31 protein-coding genes are annotated in these 24,976 nt (G+C 71.0%); 20 read left to right on the forward strand and 11 right to left on the reverse strand.

The genetic code is table 11. The features are described 5' to 3' along the window. Nucleotides 1–67: 67 nt before the first annotated feature. Nucleotides 68–1,009 (reverse strand): C40 family peptidase, encoded by a 942-nt coding sequence (locus HAV39_RS17205; protein ID WP_191840205.1) that lies wholly within the window; start codon nt 1,007–1,009, stop codon nt 68–70. 158 nt (nt 1,010–1,167) lie between these two features. Here HAV39_RS17205 and HAV39_RS17210 point away from each other — a divergent pair, with 158 nt between their 5' ends. The 5 genes from HAV39_RS17210 (at nt 1,168) to ddaH (ending at nt 5,877) form a co-directional block, all read left to right on the forward strand. Beyond that, nucleotides 1,168–1,470, forward strand: coding sequence for a metal-sensitive transcriptional regulator (locus tag HAV39_RS17210; protein ID WP_155388484.1), 303 nt, complete (start codon nt 1,168–1,170; stop codon nt 1,468–1,470). Nucleotides 1,471–1,487: 17 nt separating this feature from the next. Then, nucleotides 1,488–1,706, forward strand: coding sequence for a heavy-metal-associated domain-containing protein (locus HAV39_RS17215; RefSeq protein WP_120317963.1), 219 nt, complete (start codon nt 1,488–1,490; stop codon nt 1,704–1,706). Further along, a complete protein-coding gene (locus tag HAV39_RS17220; protein WP_239120500.1) occupies nt 1,699–2,670 on the forward strand; it encodes a hypothetical protein in 972 nt (323 codons plus the stop codon). The genes HAV39_RS17215 and HAV39_RS17220 overlap by 8 nt, the downstream gene beginning before the upstream one ends. Before the next feature lie 13 nt (nt 2,671–2,683). Next, nucleotides 2,684–4,879, forward strand: a complete 2,196-nt coding sequence (locus tag HAV39_RS17225; RefSeq protein ID WP_275413918.1) for a heavy metal translocating P-type ATPase — start codon at nt 2,684–2,686, stop codon at nt 4,877–4,879. A 152-nt stretch (nt 4,880–5,031) separates the two neighbouring features. Continuing rightward, nucleotides 5,032–5,877 (forward strand): dimethylargininase, encoded by an 846-nt coding sequence (gene ddaH / locus HAV39_RS17230; protein WP_342355586.1) that lies wholly within the window; start codon nt 5,032–5,034, stop codon nt 5,875–5,877. A gap of 272 nt (nt 5,878–6,149) precedes the next feature. On the opposite strand, the gene HAV39_RS17235 is transcribed toward ddaH, so the two are convergent. Beyond that, nucleotides 6,150–7,103 carry an HpcH/HpaI aldolase/citrate lyase family protein gene (locus HAV39_RS17235; RefSeq protein WP_191840206.1) on the reverse strand — a complete coding sequence of 318 codons (954 nt, stop codon included), beginning with the start codon at nt 7,101–7,103 and terminating at the stop codon, nt 6,150–6,152. A gap of 72 nt (nt 7,104–7,175) precedes the next feature. Between HAV39_RS17235 and HAV39_RS17240 the strand changes: the two genes are divergently transcribed. Continuing rightward, nucleotides 7,176–7,988: an SDR family NAD(P)-dependent oxidoreductase gene (locus HAV39_RS17240; RefSeq protein WP_191840207.1), complete on the forward strand. Its 813-nt coding sequence runs from the start codon at nt 7,176–7,178 to the stop codon at nt 7,986–7,988. 115 nt (nt 7,989–8,103) lie between these two features. On the opposite strand, the gene HAV39_RS17245 is transcribed toward HAV39_RS17240, so the two are convergent. Genes HAV39_RS17245 through HAV39_RS17255 form a run of 3 tightly spaced genes read right to left on the reverse strand, consistent with a single transcriptional unit; the run spans nt 8,104 to nt 9,658 of the window. Continuing rightward, nucleotides 8,104–8,652 carry a DUF4190 domain-containing protein gene (locus tag HAV39_RS17245; RefSeq protein ID WP_191840208.1) on the reverse strand — a complete coding sequence of 183 codons (549 nt, stop codon included), beginning with the start codon at nt 8,650–8,652 and terminating at the stop codon, nt 8,104–8,106. A gap of 12 nt (nt 8,653–8,664) precedes the next feature. Further along, complete coding sequence (locus HAV39_RS17250; RefSeq protein ID WP_191840209.1) at nt 8,665–9,204, reverse strand: DUF4190 domain-containing protein; 540 nt, start codon at nt 9,202–9,204, stop codon at nt 8,665–8,667. A 25-nt stretch (nt 9,205–9,229) separates the two neighbouring features. Continuing rightward, the gene (locus HAV39_RS17255) at nt 9,230–9,658 is read right to left on the reverse strand and encodes a DUF4190 domain-containing protein (protein WP_191840210.1); all 429 of its coding nucleotides are present in this window, start codon (nt 9,656–9,658) and stop codon (nt 9,230–9,232) included. A gap of 156 nt (nt 9,659–9,814) precedes the next feature. Between HAV39_RS17255 and HAV39_RS17260 the strand changes: the two genes are divergently transcribed. After that, complete coding sequence (locus tag HAV39_RS17260; RefSeq protein WP_191840211.1) at nt 9,815–11,014, forward strand: acyl-CoA dehydrogenase family protein; 1,200 nt, start codon at nt 9,815–9,817, stop codon at nt 11,012–11,014. A 48-nt stretch (nt 11,015–11,062) separates the two neighbouring features. Here the strand turns inward: HAV39_RS17260 and HAV39_RS17265 are convergent, their stop codons facing one another. Continuing rightward, complete coding sequence (locus HAV39_RS17265; RefSeq protein ID WP_191840212.1) at nt 11,063–11,746, reverse strand: hypothetical protein; 684 nt, start codon at nt 11,744–11,746, stop codon at nt 11,063–11,065. 79 nt (nt 11,747–11,825) lie between these two features. Here HAV39_RS17265 and HAV39_RS17270 point away from each other — a divergent pair, with 79 nt between their 5' ends. Both HAV39_RS17270 and HAV39_RS17275 read left to right on the forward strand, forming a co-directional pair. Further along, on the forward strand, nt 11,826–12,233 hold the full coding sequence (locus tag HAV39_RS17270; RefSeq protein WP_191840213.1) for a hypothetical protein: 408 nt from the start codon (nt 11,826–11,828) through the stop codon (nt 12,231–12,233). Then, nucleotides 12,230–12,553, forward strand: a complete 324-nt coding sequence (locus HAV39_RS17275; RefSeq protein WP_120317971.1) for a DUF3817 domain-containing protein — start codon at nt 12,230–12,232, stop codon at nt 12,551–12,553. Before HAV39_RS17270 ends, HAV39_RS17275 begins: the two co-directional genes overlap by 4 nt. Here HAV39_RS17275 and HAV39_RS17280 read toward each other — a convergent pair. Further along, complete coding sequence (locus HAV39_RS17280) at nt 12,540–14,591, reverse strand: intein-containing Rv2578c family radical SAM protein (RefSeq protein ID WP_239120499.1); 2,052 nt, start codon at nt 14,589–14,591, stop codon at nt 12,540–12,542. The genes HAV39_RS17275 and HAV39_RS17280 overlap by 14 nt on opposite strands. A gap of 27 nt (nt 14,592–14,618) precedes the next feature. After that, nucleotides 14,619–14,975, reverse strand: a complete 357-nt coding sequence (locus HAV39_RS17285) for a thioredoxin family protein (protein ID WP_191840214.1) — start codon at nt 14,973–14,975, stop codon at nt 14,619–14,621. 150 nt (nt 14,976–15,125) lie between these two features. Here HAV39_RS17285 and HAV39_RS17290 point away from each other — a divergent pair, with 150 nt between their 5' ends. Next, nucleotides 15,126–15,500: a thiol-disulfide oxidoreductase DCC family protein gene (locus HAV39_RS17290; RefSeq protein WP_191840215.1), complete on the forward strand. Its 375-nt coding sequence runs from the start codon at nt 15,126–15,128 to the stop codon at nt 15,498–15,500. Nucleotides 15,501–15,539: 39 nt separating this feature from the next. Here the strand turns inward: HAV39_RS17290 and HAV39_RS17295 are convergent, their stop codons facing one another. Further along, on the reverse strand, nt 15,540–16,007 hold the full coding sequence (locus tag HAV39_RS17295) for a MaoC family dehydratase (RefSeq protein ID WP_191840216.1): 468 nt from the start codon (nt 16,005–16,007) through the stop codon (nt 15,540–15,542). 218 nt (nt 16,008–16,225) lie between these two features. Between HAV39_RS17295 and HAV39_RS17300 the strand changes: the two genes are divergently transcribed. From HAV39_RS17300 to HAV39_RS17340, 9 genes are all read left to right on the forward strand, one after another. Then, the gene (locus HAV39_RS17300; protein ID WP_191840217.1) at nt 16,226–16,759 is read left to right on the forward strand and encodes a hypothetical protein; all 534 of its coding nucleotides are present in this window, start codon (nt 16,226–16,228) and stop codon (nt 16,757–16,759) included. Nucleotides 16,760–16,785: 26 nt separating this feature from the next. Then, nucleotides 16,786–17,433, forward strand: a complete 648-nt coding sequence (locus HAV39_RS17305) for a TrmH family RNA methyltransferase (protein ID WP_239120512.1) — start codon at nt 16,786–16,788, stop codon at nt 17,431–17,433. Between the two features lie 63 nt (nt 17,434–17,496). After that, nucleotides 17,497–18,153 (forward strand): DUF6758 family protein, encoded by a 657-nt coding sequence (locus HAV39_RS17310; RefSeq protein WP_191840218.1) that lies wholly within the window; start codon nt 17,497–17,499, stop codon nt 18,151–18,153. A 155-nt stretch (nt 18,154–18,308) separates the two neighbouring features. Beyond that, on the forward strand, nt 18,309–18,467 hold the full coding sequence (locus HAV39_RS17315; protein WP_170213147.1) for a hypothetical protein: 159 nt from the start codon (nt 18,309–18,311) through the stop codon (nt 18,465–18,467). 5 nt (nt 18,468–18,472) lie between these two features. Beyond that, nucleotides 18,473–19,375, forward strand: a complete 903-nt coding sequence (locus HAV39_RS17320; RefSeq protein ID WP_120317976.1) for a PH domain-containing protein — start codon at nt 18,473–18,475, stop codon at nt 19,373–19,375. Between the two features lie 235 nt (nt 19,376–19,610). After that, a complete protein-coding gene (locus HAV39_RS17325) occupies nt 19,611–20,318 on the forward strand; it encodes a SigE family RNA polymerase sigma factor (protein ID WP_373311724.1) in 708 nt (235 codons plus the stop codon). A gap of 2 nt (nt 20,319–20,320) precedes the next feature. Continuing rightward, nucleotides 20,321–21,532, forward strand: coding sequence for a hypothetical protein (locus HAV39_RS17330; RefSeq protein ID WP_191840219.1), 1,212 nt, complete (start codon nt 20,321–20,323; stop codon nt 21,530–21,532). Beyond that, entirely contained in the window at nt 21,529–22,395 is an 867-nt protein-coding gene (locus HAV39_RS17335; protein ID WP_191840220.1) for a PHP domain-containing protein, read from the forward strand. Before HAV39_RS17330 ends, HAV39_RS17335 begins: the two co-directional genes overlap by 4 nt. Nucleotides 22,396–22,423: 28 nt before the next feature. Continuing rightward, nucleotides 22,424–23,041, forward strand: coding sequence for a MarC family protein (locus HAV39_RS17340; protein ID WP_155388502.1), 618 nt, complete (start codon nt 22,424–22,426; stop codon nt 23,039–23,041). Between the two features lie 108 nt (nt 23,042–23,149). Here HAV39_RS17340 and HAV39_RS17345 read toward each other — a convergent pair whose 3' ends face one another. After that, complete coding sequence (locus tag HAV39_RS17345) at nt 23,150–23,386, reverse strand: DUF6191 domain-containing protein (RefSeq protein WP_191840221.1); 237 nt, start codon at nt 23,384–23,386, stop codon at nt 23,150–23,152. Nucleotides 23,387–23,529: 143 nt separating this feature from the next. On the opposite strand from HAV39_RS17345, the gene HAV39_RS17350 reads away from it, so the two are divergent. Beyond that, a complete protein-coding gene (locus HAV39_RS17350; protein ID WP_191840292.1) occupies nt 23,530–24,384 on the forward strand; it encodes a RecB family exonuclease in 855 nt (284 codons plus the stop codon). An 11-nt stretch (nt 24,385–24,395) separates the two neighbouring features. On the opposite strand, the gene HAV39_RS17355 is transcribed toward HAV39_RS17350, so the two are convergent. Further along, nucleotides 24,396–24,860: a Fur family transcriptional regulator gene (locus HAV39_RS17355; protein WP_191840222.1), complete on the reverse strand. Its 465-nt coding sequence runs from the start codon at nt 24,858–24,860 to the stop codon at nt 24,396–24,398. Between the last annotated feature and the right edge of the window lie 116 nt (nt 24,861–24,976).

Raw genomic sequence — 24,976 nt, forward strand, 5'->3', positions numbered from 1 at the left:
TAGGCCAGCGTCGATGTGGGACGAGTCGGGTGGGCGGGGTGAGGCTCGACCGGACCGGGTCGCGGGGTCAGTGGGTGGAGAGGACCACGCGGCCGAAGCTGTTGATGGGGAGGGAGTCGATCGGGTCGACGCGGACGCGCTCGCCGTACTGGGGGGCGTGGACCATTTTGTCGCCGCCGAGGTAGATGCCCACGTGGTGGACGTCGCGGTAGAAGAAGATCAGGTCGCCGGGGACGAGCTGGCCGCGGGAGATGGTGCGGGCTCGCTGCTGCTGGCGGCCGGAGCTGTGCGGCAGCTGGATGCCGATCGTGCGGAACGTGGCGGCGACCAGGCCCGAGCAGTCGAAGCCGCCCGGACCCTCCCCCGCCCACTTGTAGTCCTTGCCGATCTGGGCCAGCGCGTACTTCAGGACCTTCTCGCCCGCGCCCGCCAGGCGGGGCACGGGTGGCTTCGCCCGGTCCTCGGTGCGGACCGGCCGTCCGGTTGGCCCGTACGCCTTGACGCGCAGTTTCTTGAGGTCCGCGATCGCGGACTCGATCGTGGTGCGCTGTCGGCCGAGCTGCCGCTGCTGGTTCTTCTGCTGTTCGAGCAGTGCGTCCAGGGTGCGCCGGGCGGTGGCGTAGCGCTCCGAGGTGAGCGCCAGCTCCTCGATCTCGCGCTGCTGGTGCTGGGTGTACGCCTTCATGAGCAGCAGCCGGTCGACGATGTCGCGCGTGGTGCCCGCGTCGAGCAGCAGGGACAGGGACATGGACCGGCTGGACCGGTAGCCGGCGGCCGCGAGCCGCCCGACGGCGCCGCGGCGGAAAGTGATCTGCTCCTTCAACGGTTCGATCTGGCGCTGCAGGACCTCGGTCTGCGCGGCCGTCGTCTTGAGGTCGTCACGCAGCTCGTGGTATTTCTCCACGACCACCTCGAGCTGGTCGGACTTGGCACGGATCTGGCGGTCGAGCTCGGCGCTCGACGGTTCGGCGTGCGCGGCGCCCGAGATGAGCACGGTCGACGCGATCAACGTCGCGCCTGCCCATAACACGAGGCGCCGCGTGGCGGAGTTCGACACGTGGTTATAACGACAAAAGTGCATGATCGGTGCAGGCTTGGTCAGACCGACGTGTCGAGCGGCACCCGGCGTGTCTTGGCACTGGTACCCCCAGGGGGTATGGTGGGATCGTGGAGAGCAGCGAGAAGACCCCGGTCAGTTACGCCCAGGACGACGACAAGCAGGCGCTGCTGGCGCGGCTGAAGCGGGTCGAGGGGCAGGTTCGCGGGCTGCAGCGGATGGTCGAGCAGGACACGTACTGTGTCGACGTCCTCACGCAGATCTCGGCCGCCACCCGGGCGCTGCAAGCCGTCGCCCTCGGTCTGCTGGAGGGTCATCTCAACCACTGCGTGGTGGACGCCGCCCGGCAGGGCGACCCCGCCGCCAAAGTCAAGGAAGCCACCGAGGCGATCGCTCGCCTGGTCCGGTCATAGGTCGTAGGGAGACCGCGATGTCCGTTCGGACGACATACCAGATCACCGGCATGACCTGCGGGCACTGCGCCAGCGCGGTGACCAGGGAGCTGACCGCGCTGCCCGGTGTGAAGGAGGTCGAGATCGACCTCGCCGCGGGCAACGCCGCGGTCGTCAGCGATGCCGTGCTACCGCTCGACGAGGTGCGCAACGCCGTCGACGAGGCGGGTTACCAGCTGGCCGGCGTCGATGCCTGAGCAACAGTCGGCGCAGGCCGAGGTGCCCGCGCAGGCCGGAGTCGTGCGCGCCCAGGCGGCGGCCGGCAACGGCGACGCGGCGGGCACCAAGCTCGGCATGTTCGTCGGCGGGCTGATCGTGGCGCTGGTCGTCGGGTTCACCCTCGGCAAGGTGCTCGGCCCGGCCGAGAGTCCGACGCAGGGGGCGACCACAGGAGCGCCGGCGGCCTCGCCGGGCATGGGCGGCGTGCACGTGCATGCCCCGCAGGCCAGCGCGGGCTCCGAGGTCGGCGGCCTGGCGGTGAGCAGCGGCGGCTACACCCTGGCCCCCGCGGCGACGGTGTTCGGCGCGCCCGGCCCGCAGCAGCTCAAGTTCGTGGTCAACGGGGCGGACGGCAAGCCGGTGACGGACTTCGCGGTGGTGCACGACAAGCCGCTGCACCTGGTCGTCGTACGCCGGGACATGACCGGCTACCAGCACCTGCACCCGACCATGGCCGCCGACGGCACCTGGACCGTGCAGGCCGACCTGGCCACGCCGGGCCCGTGGCGGGCGTACGCCGACTTCACCGCGATCAGTGCGGGCGGCACCCAGACCGCGATCGCGCTCGGCACCGACCTCACCGTGGCCGGTGACTACCGCCCGCAGCCGCTGCCCGCGTCGGCCCGCGAGGCATCTGTCGACGGCCTGACCGCCGGCTACGAGGGCACTCCGGTCATCGGCGCCAGCCAGCCGATGCTGTTCACGGTGAAGCAGGGCGGGGCGACCGCCAAGCTGGAGCCCTACCTCGGCTCGTTCGGCCACCTGGTGGTGCTGCGCGAGCTGGATCTGGCCTACGTGCACGTGCATCCGGAGCCCGCGCTGGTCAACGGCGGCGTGAAGTTCTGGCTGGCCGCCCCGAGCCCGGGGCGTTACCGGATGTTCTTCGACTACTCGGTGGGCGGCAAGGTCCGCACGGCGCAGTACACGCTGGAGGTGAAGTAGGGGGCGAAGGGTCGTGGACCTGCGGCAGGCGCACGTCATCGAGCTGGACATCGGCGGGATGACCTGCGCCACCTGTGCCGGACGGGTGGAGAAGAAGCTGAACCGGGTGGACGGCGTGACCGCCACCGTCAACTTCGCCACCGAGACCGCGCACGTGACCTACCCGGAGACGGTCTCCGTCGCCGACCTGATCAAGGTCGTCGAGGCCACCGGGTACACGGCCGCCCTGCCGCAGGCCGCTCCCGCCGCCGACGAGGCCGCCCGGCCCGAGCCGGACCCGCTCGGCCGGCGGCTGCTGATCAGCGCCCTGCTGACGGTGCCCGTGGTGCTGCTCAGCATGATCCCGGCCCTGCAGTTCACCAACTGGCAGTGGCTGGCGTTCACGCTGGCCACCCCGGTCGCGGTGTGGGGCGCCTGGCCGTTCCACCGCGCCGCGGCACTCAACGCGAGACACGGCGCGGCCACCATGGACACGCTGATCAGCCTCGGTGTGCTGGTGTCGTACGGCTGGAGCGCCTGGGCGCTGTTCTTCGGCGGCGCGGGCATGCCCGGCATGACCATGTCGCTGAGCTGGCTGGCTGCCCGGGGCGACGACCCGGGCATGCACCTCTACCTGGAGGTGACCACCACGCTCACCACGTTCCTGCTGGCCGGGCGGTGGTTCGAGCACCGGGCCAAGCGCCGCGCGGGCTCGGCCCTGCGGGCGCTGCTGGACCTGGGCGCGAAGGACGCGGTGCTGCTGCGCAACGGTGTCGAGCAGCGGGTCCCGGTGGACCGGCTAGCGGTCGGCGACCTGGTCGTGGTGCGTCCCGGCGAGAAGATCGCCACCGACGGCGTGATCGTCGAGGGCAGCAGCGCGGTGGACACCGCCCTGCTCACCGGCGAGAGCATGCCGGTCGAGGTCGGCGTCGGCGACGCGGTGGTCGGCGCGACCGTGAACGCCGGCGGGCGGCTGGTGGTGCGGGCGACCCGGGTCGGCGCGGACACCCAGCTCGCGCAGATGGCGAAGCTGGTCACCGAGGCCCAGTCGGGCAAGGCTCCGGTGCAGCGGCTGGCCGACCGGATCTCCGGCGTGTTCGTCCCCTTCGTGATCGCGCTGGCGGTCGGCACGTTCGCGTTCTGGACGGCGTACGACGGCGGGGTCACCTCGGCTGCGGTCACCGCGGCGGTGTCGGTGCTGATCGTGGCCTGCCCGTGCGCCCTGGGCCTGGCCACCCCGACCGCGCTGCTGGTGGGCACCGGCCGGGGTGCCCAGCTCGGCATCCTGATCAAGGGCCCCGAGGTGCTCGAATCCACCCGCCGGGTCGACACGATCGTGCTCGACAAGACGGGCACGGTCACCACCGGCGTCATGACGCTGGTCGGCACGCTCCCGGCCGCCGGGGTGCAGGAGCAGGACCTGCTGCGGTACGCCGCCGCGGTGGAGCATGCCTCCGAGCACCCGATCGCGCGGGCCGTGGTGCACGGGGCCGCCGCGCACGGCATCGCCCCCGCCGCGGTGCACGACTTCCAGTCCCTGCCCGGCCTGGGCGCACAGGGCGTCGTCGACGGCCGCAAGGTGCTGGTCGGCCGCGCGTCGCTGCTCGCCGAGCGGGGCGTGACCCTCGACCCGGACGAGGCGCTGACCGCGGTGGCGGTGGCGCTCGACGGCGAGTTCGCCGGGTGGTTGCTGGTGGCGGACACGGTCAAGCCAGGTTCGGCGGCCGCGGTGGCGGAGTTCAAGCGGCTCGGGCTGCGCCCGGTGCTGCTGACCGGTGACGCGCAGGCCCCGGCGCGGGCGGTGGCGGCCGAGGTCGGCATCGGCGAGGTCGTCGCCGAGGTGCTCCCGGCCGGCAAGGTCGACGCGGTGCGGCGGCTGCAGGAGCAGGGGCACACGGTGGCGATGGTCGGTGACGGGGTCAACGACGCTGCGGCGCTGGCCGCCGCCGACCTCGGGCTGGCGATGGGCACCGGCACCGACGCGGCGATCGAGGCCGCGGACCTGACGCTGGTCCGCGGGGAGCTGACCGTCGCCGCGGACGCGATCCGCCTGTCGCGGGCGACCCTGCGGACGATCAAGGGCAACCTGTTCTGGGCGTTCGCCTACAACGTGGCGGCGCTGCCGCTGGCCGCGGCGGGTCTGGTCACGCCCGTGCTGGCGGCCGCCGCGATGGCGCTGAGCAGCATCTTCGTGGTGACGAATTCGCTCCGCCTGTTCCGTTTCCGGTGATCCGTCACGCTGGGTGGCACCGGATCCGTAAATGAACCTGCCTTTTCACGCAACAGACCGCCGCGCGATGGGGCCAAGACGCAACAGACCAGCGTAAGGACGCAATCCTTCACGCTACTGAGCGGCGCTCCGGGTGCGTAACCTTGCTGATCGTGACAGAGCGTGACTTGACCCCCACTGCCCGGCGGCCCCGTCCGCGTACCTACCTGATGTGCGCCCCGGAGCACTTCGTCGTGGAGTACGCCATCAACCCGTGGATGGACACCACCGCGCCGGTGGACACCGCGCTCGCGGTCAAGCAGTGGGACGTGCTGCGCCAGACGATGGTCGACCTCGGCCACACGGTGCACGTGCTCACCCCGCAGGCCGGCCTGCCGGACATGGTCTTCGCGGCCAACGGCGGGTTCGTGGTCGACGGCGTCGCGTACGGGGCGAAGTTCCGCTACCCGCAGCGCGCCGACGAGGCCGCCGCGCACCGGGCCTTCTACGAGTCCCGCGACGAGTACTCCTTCGTCGCGCCGACCCAGATCAACGAGGGTGAGGGCGACTTCGCCTACCTGCCCGACGCCCACGGCGGCATCGCGCTCGCCGGGTACGGCTTCCGCACCGAGCCCGCCGCGCACGCCGAGGCCGCCGAGGCCCTGGGCCGCCCGGTGATCTCGCTCAAGCTGGTCGACCCGCGCTTCTACCACCTCGACGTTGCGCTGACCGTGCTCGACGACGAGAACATCGCCTACTACCCGGGCGCGTTCTCCGAGGCCTCGCAGAAGGTCATCGCGCAGCTGTTCCCGAACGCCGTGATCGCCGACGAGGCCGATGCGCTCGCTTTCGCGCTGAACCTGGTCAGCGACGGGCGCAACGTCGTGATCAACACGGAGTCGACCGCGTTTGCGGACAAGCTCACCGCCGCGGGCTACCACCCGGTGCTGGTGGACCTCGCCGAGCTGAAGAAGGGCGGCGGCAGCGTGAAGTGCTGCATCGCCGAACTGCGCGACTGACCGCGTACCCCCTGATCCGAAGGATGCGGCCGGGACCATATGGTCCCGGCCGCATTTGCTCTGCACCCAAAAGCTTGCTCTGCACCCACCGGCGCAACCGTGCAGGTGTCGCGACCACGATGGCCGCCGCGGCTTGTGCTGTGTTGCGTCCGTGGGTGCAGAGCAAGGTAATGGGTGCAGAGCAAATGCGCTGGGCCGCGATCACCCGCGGTGAGCGGAGCCGCTTCCCGTGCGGAACAGCGCCGGTCCCAGCGGGTGATGCGCGGCGGAGGTCAGGCCGGGGGCGTGAAGGACGTGGTGCGGGTCATCCCGGCGGCGCGGCCCTTGGCGGAGATGACCAGGGCCATCTTGCGGGATGCCTCGTCGATCATCTCGTCGCCGAGCATGACCGCGCCGAGCCGGCCGCCCTGCTCCGAGGTGTAGTAGTCGTACGCGTCGAGGATCAGCTCGGCGTGGTCGTAGTCGGACTGGGCGGGCGAGTAGACCTCGTTGGCGGCGTCGATCTGGCCGGGGTGCAGCACCCACTTGCCGTCGAAGCCGAGCGCGGCGGAGCGGCGGGCCACCTCGGTGAACCCGTCCACATCCTTGATCTGCAGGTACGGTCCGTCGATGGCCTGCTTGTCGTGCATACGCGCGGCCATCAGGATGCGCATCAGGATGTAGTGGTACGGGTCGCCCGGGTAGCCGGGGATGAGCGAGCCGACGACCAGCGACTTCATGTTGATCGAGGCCATGAAGTCGGCGGGGCCGAAGATGATCGTCTCCACCCGGGGCGACGCCGCCGCGATGGCGTCCACGTTGACCAGACCGGCCGCGTTCTCGATCTGGGCCTCGATGCCGATCGCGCCGACCGGCAGGCCGAGCGATTTCTCCAGCTGGGTGAGCGTCAGATCGAGCCACTCCACGTGTGACGCGCTCTGGACCTTGGGCAGCATGATGGCGTCCAGGTTGGCGCCCGCACCCTCGACGATCTCGATGACGTCGGTGTACGTCCACGGCGTGGTCAGGTCGTTGACCCGTACCACGCGGGTCTTGCCGGCCCAGTCGCCCTCGTTGAGCGCGGCCACGATGTTCTTGCGGGCCTCAGGCTTGGCCAGCGGCGCCACCGCGTCCTCCAGGTCGAGGAAGACCTGGTCGGCTGGCAGGCCTTGGGCCTTGCCGAGCATCTTGACGCTGGAACCCGGCACGGCCAGACAGGACCTGCGGGAACGCCCGAGAGCGGCCATCGATACTCCTTAGGGAGCGTTCAGTAGTTGACGCCACGGTAACCTCACTCCCGTCGAGAGGAGAACGGGACTGTGGAAGATCTCACGCGCCATGCGGTGATCACCGGTGCCACGTCCGGCATCGGGCAGGCGGCCGCTGTCGCGCTGGTGCGACTGGGCTGGCAGGTCACCCTGGTGGGGCGCGATCCGGGGCGGCTGGACGCGGCCCTCGGCGCGGTCCGGGCCGCCGCGGCGGGCCCCGAACCGGTCGGTCTGCTGGCCGACTTCGCGCAGCTGTCGCAGGTCCGCGACCTGGCCGGCAAGCTCGCGGGGCAGCGCGTGGACGTGCTGGCCAACAACGCCGGCCTGGTCGCGAACCGGCGCACCACCACCGTGGACGGTCACGAGCTGACCATCCAGACCAACCACCTGGCCCCGTTCCTGCTGGCGCACCTGATGCGCGACCAGCTGGCACCGGGTGCCCGCATCGTCAACACGGCGTCGATGGCGCACTCGTTCGGCACCCTCGATCCGGACAACCTGGACCGGCGTGGCGGCATCTACAGCGCCTGGCTGGCGTACGGCGGCTCGAAGCGGGCCAACATCCTGTTCGCGGCGGAGGCCGCCCGGCGCTGGCCGGACCTGCTCAGCTACTCGTTCCACCCGGGCGTGGTGCGCACCCGCTTCGGCACGCCCGCGGCCCGGCTGTTTTACAAGATCGGTCCCGGTATCGCCACCCCGGAGCAGGGCGCCGACCAGCTGGTCTGGCTGGCCACCGAGGATCCGGTGCGACTGCAGAACGGGGCGTACTACGTGCTGCGCAAGCCGACCCGCCCGCACCCCAGCGCCCGCGACCCGCGGTTCGCCGCCCGCCTGTGGGACGCGAGCGTCACCGCCGTCCTCTGACGCACCGAGCGGGACCGCACGAGTCGAGGCTCCGACCAGGCTGTCTGGGACAGCAGGTCGGAGCCTCGATCGGTGTTCGGCGGCCCGCCCCGGTGTCCGGTGCGCGCCGCCGTCGTCAGTTGACGCTCGCGCCGCCCGCGCCCAGCACGGCCAGGAGCGGCAGGCCGAAGGCGCAGAGGCAGCCCACCACACCGAGGCCGGTGAGGATCCAGCCGACGATGATCGCCGCCTTCGCCATGCCCTCGCCGTCCTCGCCGGTCTGGCGGATCTGCTTCAGCGCCGAGTGCCCCAGGATCGCGCCGATCGGGGCGGTGATCCAGGTGAGTAGGCCGACCAGGGACAGGATCAGCGCGACCAGGGCCATGCTGTTCTGCTGCCGGGGCGGCGGGTACCCGCCGTAAGGCTGCTGCCCGTACGGAGCCTGCCCGTACGGCTGCTGCGGCGCGGCGTACGGGTCGGCCGACTTGTAGGGGTCGGCGTAGGGCTGCCCCGACTGCGGCGCGACCGGCGGCACGCTCGCCGGCGGCGTCGCCGGAGAGCCGGGCACGGCCGGGGACCCGTACGGCGGCGGTGTCGCGTACGGGTTGGCCGCGGCCGGCGGCGCGTAGGGATCCGGCTGACCCGAGTACGGGTCCTGGCCGGACGGCGGAGGCGGATAGGTCATGGCTTCTCCCAGCTAGTCCCAGTCGCTGCTGCTGCTACCGCTCTGGATCTCGTTCCAGAAGTTCGGGTCGTTGAGCACCCCGATGATCAGCAGCACCACCATGATCGCCGTCAGCGCGACGGCGGACCAGCCGGTGGCGATACCAGCGATGGCCATGCCGCGGCCCTGCTGGCCGGTCTGCTTGACCTGCTTCAGGCTGATGTGGCCGAGGACGGCCCCGATCAGGCCCGGCAGCGCGCCGATGCCGTAGCAGCAGCACAGCAGCACGCCTACGATGCCGAGCACCATGGACGCGATCGCCATGCCGTTCGTGCCGGGCGCGGCGGGACCCTGCGCGTAGGGGGTGAAGGGCACGCCGTACGCGCCCGTCGGCTGCGGGGAGTACGGCGCGCCGCTGACGGCCGGCGCGGCGTACGGGTCCGCGCTCACCGGCGGCGCCGCGTAGGGGTCCCCGCTGACCGGCTGCGGGGCGTACGGGTTCGGGGTGGGCGGCGGAGCGTACGGATCAGGTTGCTGGTTGAACGGATCCGGACTCGGCGGCGGGTAGGTCATGAAGAACTCCTGACTCGACGTCTGGTCAGAACGAGCCGAAGCCGCCGTTGAGGCTCAGCGCCGCCCCGGCGATGGCGTTCAGGATGCCGAGACCCAGTCCGACGTAACCGCAGATGATGCCGGTCAGCGCCTGCGAGCGGTTGGCCTGCCCCTGCTGGGCGATCTGCTTCATGCTGATGTGGCCCATGATCGCGCCGGCCGCGCCGACGGCGATGCCGAGCAGGGCGCAGCACGCGGACGGGATGGCGAGGATGCCGACGATCATCGCGGCGAGGGCCAGGCCGTTGTTCTGCTTGACCGGCGCGCCGCCCCACGGCTGGGCGTAGGGCTGCTGCAGGCCGGGCTGCTCGTACGGCTGCTGCACGGGGGGCTGCGGCTGGCCGTAGGGGTTCGGCTGGGCGTTGGGGTCCGGCTGCTGGGCGTAGGGGTCCTGGCCGGGCGGGGTGTAGCTCATGGGGTGCCTTGTCTCTCGGATATGGGTTCAGCGCACGTTAGCGAACCCGGTGAACCTTTTCACAGTGACGGTGCTGTCAAGCGCCTTGGATGGGACGAGGGCCCGGCTCATACTCAGCTCACCTGAAGGTTCGTTCAGTCCCCGGGAGGCTGACAGATGGCTCGTCTCGCCCGTACTCCAGGCTTGTCCGATGTGCAGACCGCGATCCTCGAGACGGTGCGCGAGTTCGCGGACAAGGAGATCATCCCGCGCGCGCAGCGGTTGGAGCACGCCGACGAGTATCCCGAGGAGATCCTCGCCGGGATGAAGGAGATGGGCCTGTTCGGCCTGACCATCGGCGAGGAGTACGGCGGACTCGGCGAGTCGCTGCTGACCTACGCCCTGGTCGTGGAGGAGCTGTCCCGCGGCTGGATGTCGGTGTCCGGCATCGTCAACACCCACTTCATCGTGGCGTACCTGATCAGCCAGCACGGCTCCGAGGAGCAGAAGCAGCGGCTGCTGCCCCGGATGGCCACCGGTGAGGTGCGCGGCGCGTTCAGCATGTCCGAGCCGAACACCGGCTCCGACGTCGCCGCGATCACCTCGAAGGCGGTCCGCGACGGCGACACGTACGTGCTGAACGGCCAGAAGATGTGGCTGACCAACGGCGCGTACTCGTCCGTGGTGGCCACGCTGGTCAAGACCGACCAGGGCGCGGACAGCGTCTACGGCAACATGACCACGTTCCTGCTGGAGAAGGAGCCGGGGTTCGGTGAGACCGCACCCGGGCTGACCATCCCCGGCAAGATCGAGAAGATGGGCTACAAGGGCGTCGAGACCACCGAGATGGTGCTGTCCGGCCACCGGGTGTCGGAGTCGGCGATCCTCGGCGGCGCGGACAAGGCGGGTCGCGGCTTCTACCAGATGATGGACGGCATCGAGGTGGGCCGGGTCAACGTGGCCGCCCGTGCCTGCGGCATCTCGATCCGCGCGTTCGAACTGGCCGTGGCCTACGCCCAGCAGCGCGCGACGTTCGGCAAGCCGATCGCCCAGCACCAGGCCATCGCCTTCAAGCTCGCCGAGATGGGCACCAAGATCGAGGCTTCGCACGCGCTGATGGTCAACGCCGCCCGGCTCAAGGACTCCGGCGAGCGCAACGACGTCGAGGCGGGCATGGCCAAGCTGCTGGCCAGCGAGTACTGCCACGAGATCGTCACCGAGTCGTTCCGCATCCACGGCGGCTACGGCTTCTCCAAGGAGTACGAGATCGAGCGCCTCATGCGCGAGGCCCCGTTCCTGCTCATCGGCGAGGGCACCAGCGAGATCCAGAAAACGATCATCTCCCGCGGCCTCCTGAAGGAGTACCGCGCGCGCTGACCGGGTGCCGACGGGCGCGATCCTGTCCGGGTCGCGCCCGTCGGCGTGTCAGCGCGAGCGCAGCTCCGGTGGCGCGTCAGGCAGGTGGGCCAGGTCGCCCCGGCGTTCGGGGTGGTCGAGGTAGTGCTGCAGAACGGCGGCGACCTCGGCGTCACGCACGCGGTAGTCCGCGCCGCGCAGGCGCAGGGTGCCGGCGGTGGTGTCCAGGCGCACCCCGGCCCCGCTGTTCGGCCGCGCCGAGCGCACCTGCGACCAGGGCAGGTGCCGCCGGTGCACGCGGACCCCGCTCGCATTGAGCACGATCTGCCGCGCGTGCCCGTGTGCCGGGCGCACGACCACCCAGAGCAGCCCGAGCGCCAGCAGCGTCCACCCGATCGCGAGACCGACCTCACGGCCGTCCTCCAGCCGCGCCCAGCGCGCGACGATCGGCAGCTGTACGGCGAACCACACCGCGGTCAGCACCCGGTCCGACACCGGGGTGAGCACGAGGCCGGGCTCGCCGTCGGCGGCGCCCTGGCACCACCGCCCGTTCGGGTGGCGCATCAGGTGGAAGGAGCGCGCGACGGCGACCCCCACCCCGATGACGATCAGCCACAGGGTGACCGCCTCGTCGCCGGACAGCGGATGGATGGGCGTGGTGCGTCCGTACCACCACGCGCCGGCGATGAGCAGGAGCCCGGCCGCGGTGAGCGCGGCGGCGCGGGCGCGCGGGGTCGTCGGCACGGCGATCACCCGCAAAGGCTACGAGACCACCTCACCTCCGCCAACGGCGCGGCCGGTGTCGATTCCGGGGCAGGCTATTCTGGCCGACGTGCGACGACTGCTCACCCCCGGCTGGCTGGCCGGTCATGCGCTGGCCCTGTCGGCCGTCGTCACATGTCTCGCCCTCGGCTGGTGGCAGGCGGGCCGCGCCGCCGAGGGAAACACTTTGAGCTGGGCGTACACCTTCGAGTGGCCGATCTTCGCGATCTTCGTGGTGGTGATCTGGGTCCGGGAGATCCGGCTCACCCTCCGCAAGGGCCGTGCCGAGTCCCCGGCCCCGGCCGTTGACCCGGTGGACCGGCCGCGGCCGGTCATCACGCGGCGGGTGAACCAGCCCACTGCCGCGGGCGACGACTCCGGCGATCCGCAGCTGGCCGAGTACAACCGTTACCTGGCCTGGCTGAACGAGAACCCCGAGGCACGACCCAGCGACTATCCCGCTAAGGAGTATCGATGAACGGCGCACTGACCCGGTACCGCATCATCGCCTGGATCGTGGGCGTGCTGCTACTGGCGCTGACCCTCGTCGCCATGCCGATGAAGTACTTCGCCGACAACAACACGGGCGTGCTGATCGTCGCCCCGGTGCACGGCTGGCTGTTCGTGGTCTACCTGGCCGCCGTCGGCGACCTGGCCCGCCGGGTGCAGTGGCCGGTCACCCGCATCCTGCTGGTGGCGCTGGCCGGCACCATCCCGTTCCTGTCGTTCGTGATGGAGCGCCGCGTGGTCGGCTGGATCCAGGGCACCGACCGGCAGCCCTCGTTCACAGAAGCGTGAGCTGGACGCCCGCCGCCTCGCCGGCGGCGGGCGGCTCCGTCTCGTCCCCGGTCAGCACCAGGTCCCGGGCAGGCGTCTCCCGGGCCGGCAGCCCGTGCCGCCGGCAGGCCCGGCGCACCTTCGCGGTGACCAGCCGCTGGTAGTCGGCGCTCACGTAGGCCCGGTTGCCGGCGTAGAGCCGCTGGTAGAACGGCACCAGCTCGGGGTGGTTCGCGGCGAGCCAGCCCAGATACCACTCCCGGGCACCGGGCCGCAGGTGCAGCACCAGCGGCGTGATGCTCGCCGCCCCCGCCGCGACCAGCGCCCCGACCGTCGCGTCGAGCTGCTCCTCGCTGTCGGACAGGCCCGGCAGGATCGGCGCCATCAGCACGCCGACCCGCAGCCCCGCGTCGCTCATCCGGCGCACCGCGTCGAGCCGCCGGGACGGGCTCGGCGTGCCCGACTCGACGCTGCGCCACAGCGCCTCGTCGAGGAAGCCGATCGAGAACGCCACCGACACCCGGGTCCGCTGCGCGGCCCGCTGCAGCAGCGGCAGGTCCCGCAGGATCAGGGTGCCCTTGGTGAGGATCGAGAACGGGTTCGACCAGTCCGACAGCGCCCCGATGATGCCCGGCATCAGCTGGTAGCGCCCTTCCGCGCGCTGGTAGCAGTCGACGTTGGTGCCCATCGCGATCGGCCGGCCTTCCCAGCGGGGCGAGGCCAGCTCGCGGCGCAGCAGCTCGGGCGCGTTCACCTTCACCACGATCTTCGAGTCGAAGTCGTGCCCGGTGTCCAGGTCGAGATAGCTGTGCGTGTTGCGGGCGAAGCAGTTGTGGCTGACCACGCCGTTGGCGATGAAGTCGCCGGTGCCGGTGGTGATGTCCCACAGCGGCAGCTCCAGGCCCAGCGGCTCGATCGACGCCACGTGCAGCGGCACGGTGCCCTTGATCGCGACCCCCTGCACCGTGCGCCGCCGGGTCACCGCCGGATCGGTCAGGTGGAAGAAACGCAGCTTCTCCGGCAGGCCGCCGAGCAGCCGCAGACTCAGCAGCCCGATCGGGTCGCGCCGGTCCTCGACGACGAAGTCGAACCCGAACGCGCGCAGCGCCGCCCGGGTGGGCTCGACCAGCTCCGGGTCGGTGTGCACGATGCGCCACAGGCCCTGGGTGTGGCTGCCCTCGGCGTCGAAGACCCCGGCCAGGAAGCCCTTGTCCCACTCGGCGTCGCGTTCCTCCGGCCGCTGCAGCAGCAGGCCGATCAGATCGAGATCCCGCCGCGCGTACGTGCGCAGCCCGGTGCGCTGGCCCAGCGGCGTGTACTCGGCGGTGTGCACACCGGACTCGCGCAGGTAGCCGATCGTGCGGCTGAGCACCTGCGGTTCGGCACAGGCCAGCCGGAAGCGCGGCACGGTGCCGTACGGGTCGCGGTAGCCGGCCTCCGGCTCCGGGCGCAGCACCGCGTGCAGGTAGCCGCGCCGGTATTCCGGGGACTCCTTGGGCTGCTCGGCGAAGCGGCCGGTGCCCATCAGCTTGTTACCCGTGGTCAGGTGCGGCCGCTGCGCGGCTCCCGAGCGGGCCCCGGTGACGTGCTTCCAGCCCCGGTCGGTGAGGAAGCGGTGGTCGCCGCTGGCCACCAGCTCGGTGCCGTCGCGCAGGGTCACCCGGTAGGCGGGCTTCACCGTGGACCACTTGTCGCGCACGTGGGTCACCGCATACCGCCGGTAGGAGCCCTCGCGGACGGTGCCGACGATCGCGTCCCCGACGCGCAGCTCGGCGATCGGCTTGGTGCGCCCGTCGGCCATCAGCACGGGAGTGTCCCCGGCCAGGCAGTACGAGCAGGCGTGGGTGCAGCCGCGATAGGGGTTGATCGTGTATTCGAACGGCACCCCGCGCGGCTCGCCGGCCACCTTGTTGATCAGCGACTTGGCGCGTACCTCGTAGAACGTCATGCCGGCGAAGCCGGGCGTGTCGAACGTACGCACGACCGCGCCGGGCAGCGGCTGCTGCACCGGCGCGGTCGCGTCCGGCGGGATGCTCTCGGTCAGATGGCTCCAGCGCACCCCGCTATTAGAACATATGTTCGAACACTAGGCAGTCGTCGCGTCCGCCTTCACCTGCTCCATGTCGAGCTCGCGCACCTTCTGGAGCAGGTCCAGGAAGGCGGCCTCGGGCAGGGCGCCCGGCTGCGAGTACACGATCACGCCGTCGCGGATGGCCATGATCGTGGGGATCGACTGGATGTTGAAGTGCATGGCCAGCTCCTGCTGCGCCTCGGTGTCGACCTTGCCGAAGGTGACGTCCGGGTTCGCCTCGGCCGCCCGCTCGTAGACCGGCGCGAAACGGACACACGGGCCACACCAGCTCGCCCAGAAGTCGACGAACGTGATGCCGTCGCCGCTCGTCTTCTCGCCGAAGTTTTCGGTGGTGAACTCCACGGTGCCCATCGTCGTGCTCCTCATTTCTTCGAGTGACCAGCGTCCATGTAAACCACTGCGCCACTTGGCTCATTCCCGACCTGTCCACGGTACAGACGGTGACGTGACGCACAGGGCGGCACGCGATACAACGGGCGCGCCGCGGAGGACCATGAAGACGTGCCCGCGACCTTCGTCTACGACGGCGACTGCGCCTTCTGCACCCGGTGTGTCGAGTTCATCCGCCGTCACGTGCCGACCGACGCCATGATCGTGCCATGGCACCGCGCCGACCTGCCCGCCCTGGGGCTGACCCGGGAGCAGTGCCTGGCCGCGGTGCAGTACGTGCAGCCCGGCGGCCCCGCGCTCGCCGGCCCCGACGCGATCGCCGCGCTCCTGCGCGCGAGCCGCTCGGCGTGGCGTCCGCTGGGCAGCGCGCTCGGCCTACCGGGCATCGGGTTCGTCTCGTGGCCGGTGTACCGCTGGATCGCCCGCCACCGCCACCGACTCCCCGGCGGCACCGCAGCCTGCGCCGTACCCCCGTCTCGTCCTTGACCAGCGTCTATGAAAATCCGGGTGTGGCGGGGCTGCGGACTACTCGGGGGTGGCCTCGGGGCGCTTGGGGACCATGACCTTGCGCTTGAAGATGCAGACCAGGGTGCCGTCCTGGTTGTAGCCGCGGGTCTCGACGCTGACCACGCCGCGGTCGGGCTTGGAACCGGACTCGCGCTTGTCCAGCACCGTGGTCTCGCCGTAGATGGTGTCGCCGTGGAAGGTCGGCGCGACGTGGCGCAGGCTCTCGACCTCGAGGTTGGCGATGGCCTTGCCGCTGACGTCGGGCACCGACATGCCGAGCAGCAGCGAGTAGATGTAGTTGCCGACCACCACGTTGCGCTTGAACTCGGTCTGCGTCGCCGCGTAGTGGGCGTCCAGGTGCAGCGGGTGGTGGTTCATCGTCAGCAGGCAGAACAGGTGGTCGTCGTACTCCGTGACCGTCTTGCCGGGCCAGTGCTTGTAGATCGCCCCGACCTCGAACTCCTCGAAGTAGCGCCCGAACTGCATGGTCCCGCCTCCTGCCCCTGGATGCAGCGAACGGCGGGGCCCTCCCCGGCACCCGCCGCCCGCGCTTGTGAAAAGGAGTCTGCACGAGCGTTACCGACGAGTACATAGGCCGCGCCGAGAACTACATCACAGACAACGGTCCCCAGCCGCCGGGGTGATTGGCACGCTTCGCGGCAAGCGTCCGGGGTCGCGGCATATGCTGGCGGCAGGAGGTCGCCATGCCGAGTAATTCCGCAGCGGATCACCTGATCTCGCGCCAGCTGTATCGGCGGGAGATCGCTCCCCTCACCTTCGAACCGCACGAGTGGGAGCTGCTGACCCGGCTCCCGGCCCGTGTCATGATCGCCGCCACCTCCGCCGAACCCGACAGCGACCGCCGTACGGTCGACGAGGGCCTGGCCGGCATCAACGCCATCGCCGCCGGAGCCGACGTGGACTCCGAGCTGGTGAAAGCCATCGTCGGCGCGATCTACGCCGAGGCGGACCCCGATCCGCCCGCCGCGGAGCAGTTCCGCGACCCGCACGCCGCCATCACCGAGGTGCTGGTGAGCTGTCGCGCGGCGGCGATCGTGCTGGACGCCCGGGCCACGCCGTCCGACGGGCAGGCATACCGCCACTGGCTGGCGGCCATCGCGGACCAGGTCTGCGGGGCGGCCCGGTCCGGTGGCCTGCTGGGCATCGGCGGGACCACCCGCAGCCCGGCCGAGCAGCGTTTCCTGGCCGACCTGCTGGACGCGCTGCGCAACGTGTGACCAGCTAAAATCCTTCACTTGTGACCATCGAACGGGATGTGGACGGCCCGACCGCCGAGGACGAGCTGGCGGTCGGCGTCGGTCCGTGGCCGGGTTCATGGCCGGCCGGCGACCACTACGACCACGCGCTGCTGGCCGCCGGCGACCGGCGCAACGTGGTGGACCGCTACCGCTACTGGCGGCACGAGGCGATCGTGGCGGACCTGGACACCCGCCGGCACGATTTCCACGTCGCCATCGAGAACTGGCAGCACGACTTCAACATCGGCACGGTGGTGCGCACCGCGAACGCGTTCCTCGCCGCCGAGGTGCACATCGTGGGCCGGCGCCGCTGGAACCGGCGCGGCGCCATGGTGACCGATCGCTACCAGCACGTACGCCACCACGACTCGATCGAGGTGTTCGCCGCCTGGGCGCAGGGCGCGGGGCTGGCCGTCATCGGCATCGACAACCTGCCCGGCAGCCGCCCGCTGGAGACGACCACCCTGCCGCGGCACTGCGTGCTCCTGTTCGGTCAGGAGGGCCCGGGGCTGTCCGACGCGGCCCGGGCGGCGTGCGACCAGATGTACTCGATCGCCCAGTACGGGTCGACCCGCTCGGTCAACGCCGGGGTGGCCTCGGCGGTGGCCATGCACGCCTGGATCCGCGCGTACGCCGGCCCGCCCCCGGCCTGACCCGCCCGCCGATCTTGGCGAGTGGCTTGACGTGCTCCGATCACGGGGCGGACAGTGGTGGTCATGGGGCTCGCGGTGTCATGTCCGCGGTGCGGTGGCGATCTGCGGCCGCCCGGTCTTGCACACTCCGACTGGGTCTGTGAGCGCGACGGGCCGGTGCCGCCGCTGCACACCGCCCAGCATGTCAACCACGACGTCTTCGCCTGCGTGACCAAGCGCGCGGCCGAGTCCGGAGTGCCCCTGTGGTGCCCCTGGCCGCTGCCGACGGGGTGGACCGTCACCGGTGTGGCGTGGGCGGGCGACGACCGGTCCGGCGTGTCGGCCACCGCGCTGGCGTGCAGCGGGCCGACCCCGTTCAGCGACGGCCCCGCCGACGTCCTGCTGGTCGCCGAGGAGCCGGGCACCGGGCTCGGCGCCCACTTCGCCGGGCTGTCCGGCCCGGACCCCGGCCCGGCCCTGCTCGACCGGGAAGGCGGGCACGGCGCGCACGCGAAGGTGAAGGCCGACGGGCACCCGACTCCACTGTGGGCGGTGTCGACGCCGGAGGACCGCAGCGCGTACGCGGGGGAGGCCCGGGGCCGCTGGCTGTACGCCGTGACCTGGCCCGCGCAGGCCGGCTACCTGCTGTCCGAGGACGTCGTCCTGCAGGACCTGAGCGACTGGATGCCACCGGAACTGGTGTTCGGGGCCCTGTCGCCGCGGCTGCGTCCCACCCGCTGAGTCGACTTCCTTACTTTCCTCATCGGACGCTGGTCAACGGGCTGGCACGGATATGCGCTAATGATTCTCGGCAGGCACCGTTACTGATACGCTGAGTCTCGCCACGGCCACCAGTTGTCGAGTGGACACGGCCAGGCGGAGGGGGATAGCCCGACATGCTCAAGAAGATCCTTACGTGGGGCGGCATCGCCTTTTTGATCTTCTTCGTGGCGTTCCGGCCCGATTCTGCGGCGAACGTCGTGAAGACGCTGGGCGGCACTGTCATGGACATCGCCCAGGGTTTCGGTGACTTCTTCGGCAGCCTGGTCGCTTAGCTCATATGATCGGCGGTCTCGGGCCGGACGAGCCAAGCGAAGAGCGCACTCCGGGTCCTGACGGTCCGGAGTGGTCCGGTCGCCGTGAACGCGACACGGAGCCGATTCCACGGACCCGAGCAGAATCCCAGCCGCCTGCTGAGGACGATCTGCACGCCGATCCGGGCGACCACGCACACTTCATCGGCAAGGCCACCGTGGGGGCGACCGCCGGTGCCGCTTCGGGCGGCTCCGGAGGCAGGCCCCCCGGTGACAACGCCACCACGGCGCCCCTCGGTGACGAGCTTCCGAACTTCACCGAGGAGGAGCTCGCCGGGCTGCGGTTCGACGCATCCGGGGTGCCGCTGGGGCCGCGCCGGGTGCTTCCGCTCGAAGACGAGCCGAGCGCCATGGTCGCGCGCTACCTGTTCCCCACCGAGCGTTATCGCGGGGAGTGGAAGCGGCACTGGGTGCACCTCACCAATCCGCTGCTGATCGGCGTCTTCGCCACCTTCGCGCTGGGTTACCTGTCGGGCTTTCTGGCCAAGCAGGACGTCGCCGGCATGTGGGTGGTGGCGGTGGTGATCTGGGCGCTGGTGATGAGCTGGGTCGCCTGGACCGTCGCCGACTGGTACTTCGACCGCTTCATCCTGACCAACAAGCGGCTGATGCTCGTCAACGGGCTCATCACTCGCAAGGTGGCGATGATGCCACTGCTGAAGGTCACCGACATGAAGTACGAGCAGTCGCCGCTGGGCCGCATGCTCAACTACGGCACGTTCGTGCTCGAGTCCGCCGGTCAGGATCAGGCGCTCAGCAAGGTCGACCACATGCCCAACCCGAACGAGCTCTACCTGCGCATCGTCGAGGAGATGTACGAGCCCGCGGCAGTGGAGGCGCGGCTCGGGCGTGAGGCGGAAGAAGAGTAGTCGGGCTATTCGGCCTCTGCCGAAAGGGCCGATCGGTGGACTGGAAAGTTCACTGCCAGATCTAGATCCGCTAGCGCGAGTATGCCAGTCTGTCCGTTGAGGCGACGCATACGGGGTATCCAACCGATACCGGGAACCAAACGGCGTGCGGCAGCCTCTTACACGGGGTGATGGGCGCGTTCGACGCGCCTCGGTCAGGCGTCCGAGACGAACGCCTGCGATGGGAGGTGCGTCTGTGAGCCACCGGTCGGCCATGGAGGACGAGTTCCGCGAGTTCGTGACCGCACGTTCGGCTGCCCTGCTGCGCACGGCATACCTGCTGGCCGGTGACTGGGCCACCGCGGAGGACCTGCTGCAGACGGCGCTCACCAAGACGTACCTGGCGTGGAAGCGCCTGGGCCAGATCGAGGCGGTGGAGCCGTACGCCCGCCGGGTGCTCGTCAACACCGCGACCAGCTGGTGGCGGCGACGCTGGCACGGCGAGCGCCCCACCGAATTCCTACCGGAACGGGCAGCGCCGGACAATCTCGAAGAACAGCTCGAGCGCGATGTGATGTGGAAACATGTCAAAGCTCTGCCGGCACGACAACGCGCCGTGCTGGTCCTGCGTTTCTACGAGGACATGTCTGAGGCGCAGACAGCCGCGATGCTGCAGATCTCGCCCGGGACCGTGAAGAGCCAGACCTCACGGGCACTGGGCACGCTGCGGCAGCGGCTGGCTGCCGAGGGAGTCACCGGCAGGCTGCCGGCCGCGAAGGCGGCGGCGGAGCCGGCGGTCCCGAAGCAGCGGGCGGGCAGGGTCGTCACGGAGTCGCTCGACCTGCCCGCAGGCGAGGTCATCCTGACGGCCGAGCCCACCCCGGTCACCGCACCCGCGGTGCCGTCGCCTCGGAGGGAAGCTGTTCGACCGGCCCGCGTGCCGGTCGGCCAACCTGGGCGGTGACCATGCTTGAGGACGAGCTGCGTGAGATGTTCGCGGCTCGCGCGCAGACCCTTCCTGCCGCCGCCGATCCGGCCGGCCGCGCCATTCGCACGGCGCGCCGGACGACGCGGCGGCGGCGGACGGCGACGGGCACGATGACGGTGTTCGCCTTCGCGACCGTGCTCGGTGGCGCCGTCGCGGCCCAGGGGCTCGGCGCCGCGACGACGGCGGCAACCGATCCGAACCGGGTCACCTTCCAGAACCTCTACGGCGCCGACCAGCCGGTCGCCGCCCGCCAGACCCAGCTGCCGACCATGGAGCTGCCGGTCGACCTGCTGGTCGGCCAGCAGCTGTGGACCACCGACGGCCAGCGGGTGGACCTGGTCCACGAGGGCGACGTCGCCATGATCGCGAAGGTGCCCGACGGCTGGGTGTACTCCGACGCCAACACGGTGCGCCTGCTGCCCAACAGCGCCAGCGAGCCGCTGCGGCTGTCCGGCCAGGCGGAGTGGGCGGTCAGCCACGACGGCAGCCGGGTGGCCACCAACGACCAGGGGACCATGGCGGTCACCAAGGTGAGCGGCGGCGACCGGGGCAAGACGGTCGCGTCCTCACCGGTGAAGCCCGAGACCGCCGCGCCGGTGACCTTCTTCGGCGAGCGGGTCGTCGTCTCCAGCGAGAAGGGCTTCGACTACTGGAGCGCCCAGGCGCCCTCGAAGTACACCGAGACCTGGAACGCGGATCTGCTCGCCGTGTTCGGCAGTCTGGGCGCCAACGTGGCGATCGGCATCGTGCGCGGCGAGGGCGACCTGCTGTGCCTGGTCGACGTCACCGCGGTCAACAAGGGTCTGAAGATCGGCGCGAGGCTGGGCTGCGGCGATCTCGTGGGCCGGGCGCTGGTCAAGCTCCATGCGGCGCTCTCCCCCGACGGCGGGCTGCTCGCCGTGGCCACGCCGAGCGGCCTGCAGATGATCGACCTGGACAAGTCGCGCATCAACGCCGCAGCGAGCAAGGACAAGGAGCAGGCGCAGGTCGAGGCCCTGGTGCTGCAGGCGGACTGCCCGATCGCCGCGGTGGACGCGGTGGTGTGGTCGGACAACCGGACGGTGCTGGCGCAGACCGACGCCGACGGCATCTTCGCCTGCCGGAACGACGGCACCAAGCTCCAGGTCACGTTGCCGCCCGACGTCCAGCCCGGCTGGACGATGATCCCTTCGTACGGCGCCGGCAAGTGACGATCGACCTGCACCTGCACTCCACTGCGAGTGACGGCACCACACCCCCCGAGGAGCTGATGCGCCTGGCCGGCGCGGCCGGACTCGGGGTGGTCGCGCTCACCGACCACGACACCACCGCCGGCTGGGCGGCCGCCACACAGGCGCTGCCGCCCGGCCTCACCCTCATCCGGGGCGCGGAGCTGAGCTGCCGCTGGCACGGCGAGGGCGAGTCCATCCCGCTGCACATGCTGGCCTACCTGTTCGACCCCGCCGACGAGCACCTGGTCGCGGCGCTGGCCCGGGTCCGCGAGTCGCGGCTGGGCCGCGCCGAACGCATGGTCGCGCTGATGCGGGCCGACGGCATCGACGTGGACTGGGACGACATCCTGGCCCATGCCGGCGGCGGCACCGTGGGCCGGCCGCACCTGGCCGCCGCGCTGATCCGGGCCGGGCTCGTCGCCGACACCCAGGAGGCGTTCAGCCCGCGCTGGATCGGCAACGGCAGCCCGTACCGGCTGCCCAAGGACGACCTCGACGTGTTCGAGGCGCTGCGCCTGGTGCAGGCAGCGGGCGGAGTGACCGTGTTCGCCCACCCGCGTGCCCGGGTGCGCGGGCGGGTCGTGCCGGAGGAGCTGTTCGCACAGCTCGCGGCCGCCGGCCTGGACGGACTGGAGGCCGACCACCACGACCACAGCCCGGCCGAGCGCGCCGAGGTGCGCCGCATCGCCGCCGGGCTCGGCCTGTTCGTCACCGGCAGCTCGGACTTCCACGGCACGCACAAGAAGGTGCGCATCGGCGAGTTCACCACGGCGCCCGAGGCGCTCGAGCGGATCGTCGCCGGTGCGACCGGCGCCACCCCCGTCACGGGAGTCGGCCGATAACCCTTGCCCGGCGTGCTATGCATCCCGTGTGGATTGGAAGTTCTTCGGCGAGGTCTTCGTCACCCTGCTCGTCATCACCGACCCGCCGGGAATGGTGCCCATCTTTCTCGCGCTGACCGGTGCGCTGCCCGCCCGGGACCGGCACAAGGCCGCCACGCACGCGGTCGCGCTGGCCCTGGGCGTCATCGCGGTCTTCGCGGTGGCCGGCCAGACCATCCTGGACTACCTGCACATCCAGCTGCCGGCGCTGCAGGGCGCGGGCGGCCTGCTGCTGGTCCTGGTCGCGCTGGAACTGCTCACCGGCAAGGCCGACGACCCGGACCAGCAGTCGACCTCGAACATCGCCCTGGTGCCGCTCGGCACGCCGCTGCTGGCGGGTCCCGGTGCGATCGTGGCGACGATGCTGTTCGTGCAGCGGGCCGACAGCGGCGGGCAGTACCTGGCGATCGGGCTGGGCATCATCGCGGTCATGGTCGCGGTGTGGCTGGTCCTGCGCTACTCCGGGTTCATCGTGAAGGTGCTGCGGCCCGGCGGCATCGAGGTGCTCACCCGCATCGCCGGTCTGCTGCTGGCCGCGATCGCGGTCCAGCTGATGGCCGACTCCATCGGCGCCTTCGTCGAGATGTTCACCACCGCGCACCCGTAGCGCGGTCCGGACAGTTCCCGTGCCCCACTTGTCATAGACGTTGGCCTATCTGATCGAGTTCGATCTTCGAATAATCGATCAGATAGGCCAACGTCTATAAAAATCCGGTCAGGGCGCGGGTTCCGGCGCGGGGGCGGTGCGGCGGATGACGGCGAGGCCGTTGTCCAGGTCGATGCCGGTGCCGTTGGCGACGTCGACGCGCCGGCGGGCGGCTTCCTGGATGTGCTCGGTCTGCTTGTGCTTGGTGGGGCGGAACAGGCCGTCGATCTCGGCCATGCCCGCGGACATCATCGCGGTGGCGCCGCTCTTGTCGTCGCCGCCCCGCAGCCAGCGCAGCAGTCCCACCGCACACACTCCTGACCTCGCCCGACCGGCCCGGCCGGGCGGGTCGCCTGGCCAGTGTCCCACCGGACTGGCACGATCTGCCAGTGAGCCGAACCCCCCACCCCCGCCGCGGCAAGGACGTCCCGGAGCAGCTCGGCTTCGACATGATGCCCGAGCGCCTGTTCGTGTGCACCCCGAGCAAGCTCGCGTCATACGCCGACTGCCCGCGCCGCTACCGGCACACCTACCTGGATCGGCCCGCGCCGCAGAAGGGGCCCGCGTGGGCGCACAACTCGCTCGGCGCGAGCGTGCACACGGCGCTGCGCAACTGGTGGGATCTGCCCGAGGAGCGGCGCACGAGCACGGCCCTGCCGCGCCTGCTGCGGGCCACCTGGGTGCGCGAGGGCTACCGCGACGACGAGCAGGAGCGGGCGGTCTACGAGCGGGCACTGAGCTGGCTGGAGGCGTACACCGAAGGTCTGGATCCCGACCTGGACCTGCTGGGCGTGGAGCGCACGGTGGCGGCGAAGACGGCGGTGCTGGCGCTGAGCGGCCGGGCCGACCGCATCGACGCCCGGGGCGGCGAGGCGGTGATCGTCGACTACAAGACGGGCCGGACCGGCCTGGACGCCGACGACGCCCGGGGCTCGCTGGCGCTGGCGCTGTACGCGTTCGCCGCCGAGCGGGTGTTCCGCCGTCCCTGCCGCACGGTCGAGCTGCACCACCTGCCGACCGGCACGGTCGCCCGGCACGAGCACACCCCGGAGTCCATCGCCCGGCACGTGGGGCGGGCCGAGGACACCGCGCGCGACATCATCGCGGCGGAACGGGCACTCGCCGACGGGACGCCGCCCGACGAGGCGTTCCCGACCCGGCCGGGCAGCCTGTGCAGCTGGTGCGACTTCCGCCGGGTGTGCCCGGCGGGCGCGGAAGCGCCGGTGAAGGAGACCTGGGCGGCGGTCGAAGCACTGGCGCCGGCCGTGCCGCCGGCCGAGGACGCCTCGCCGGCCGTTTCGTAAGCCGGACGGGGTCAGGATGCCGCTTCGGGTGTCCGGTCCTCGGCGGCCAGCCGCTGGCAGGCCGGGCAGAGGCCCCAGTAGGTGACCTCGGCCTCGTCGAGGGCGAAGCCGTGGGTCTGGCTCGGGTCGAGGCAGGGCGCGGCGCCGGTGGCGCAGTCGACGTCGGCGATCGCACCGCAGCCGCGGCAGACGATGTGGTGGTGGTTGTCGCCGCTGCGGGCCTCGTAGCGGGCGGGGGAGCCGGCCGGCTCGATGCGCCGGGCCAGGCCCGCGCGGGCCAGCGCGCCGAGCACGTCGTAGACGGCCTGGGTCGACACCGAGTCGAGGCGCTGCCGGGCCTGCCGGGTGATCTCCTCGACCTCGAGGTGGCCGCCCTGCCCGAGGATGTCGAGCACGGCGAGGCGCGGCCGGGTCACCCGCAGGCCCCGCGCGCGGAGGAGAGCCTGAGGCTCGATGTCGCCGTGCATGAACACCATTTCAGCAGCTAACTTGGATCTGCTCAAGAAAAGGTCCGATATACGTGGTCTGCGACACGGCCAAATCCCGCTCTGTCCCATCGACGTGGGCGGGTCTAGGCTCACCTTGACCTTGG

The organism is Catellatospora chokoriensis, from assembly GCF_011297315.1.
Taxonomy (GTDB): Bacteria; Actinomycetota; Actinomycetes; order Mycobacteriales; family Micromonosporaceae; genus Catellatospora; species Catellatospora citrea.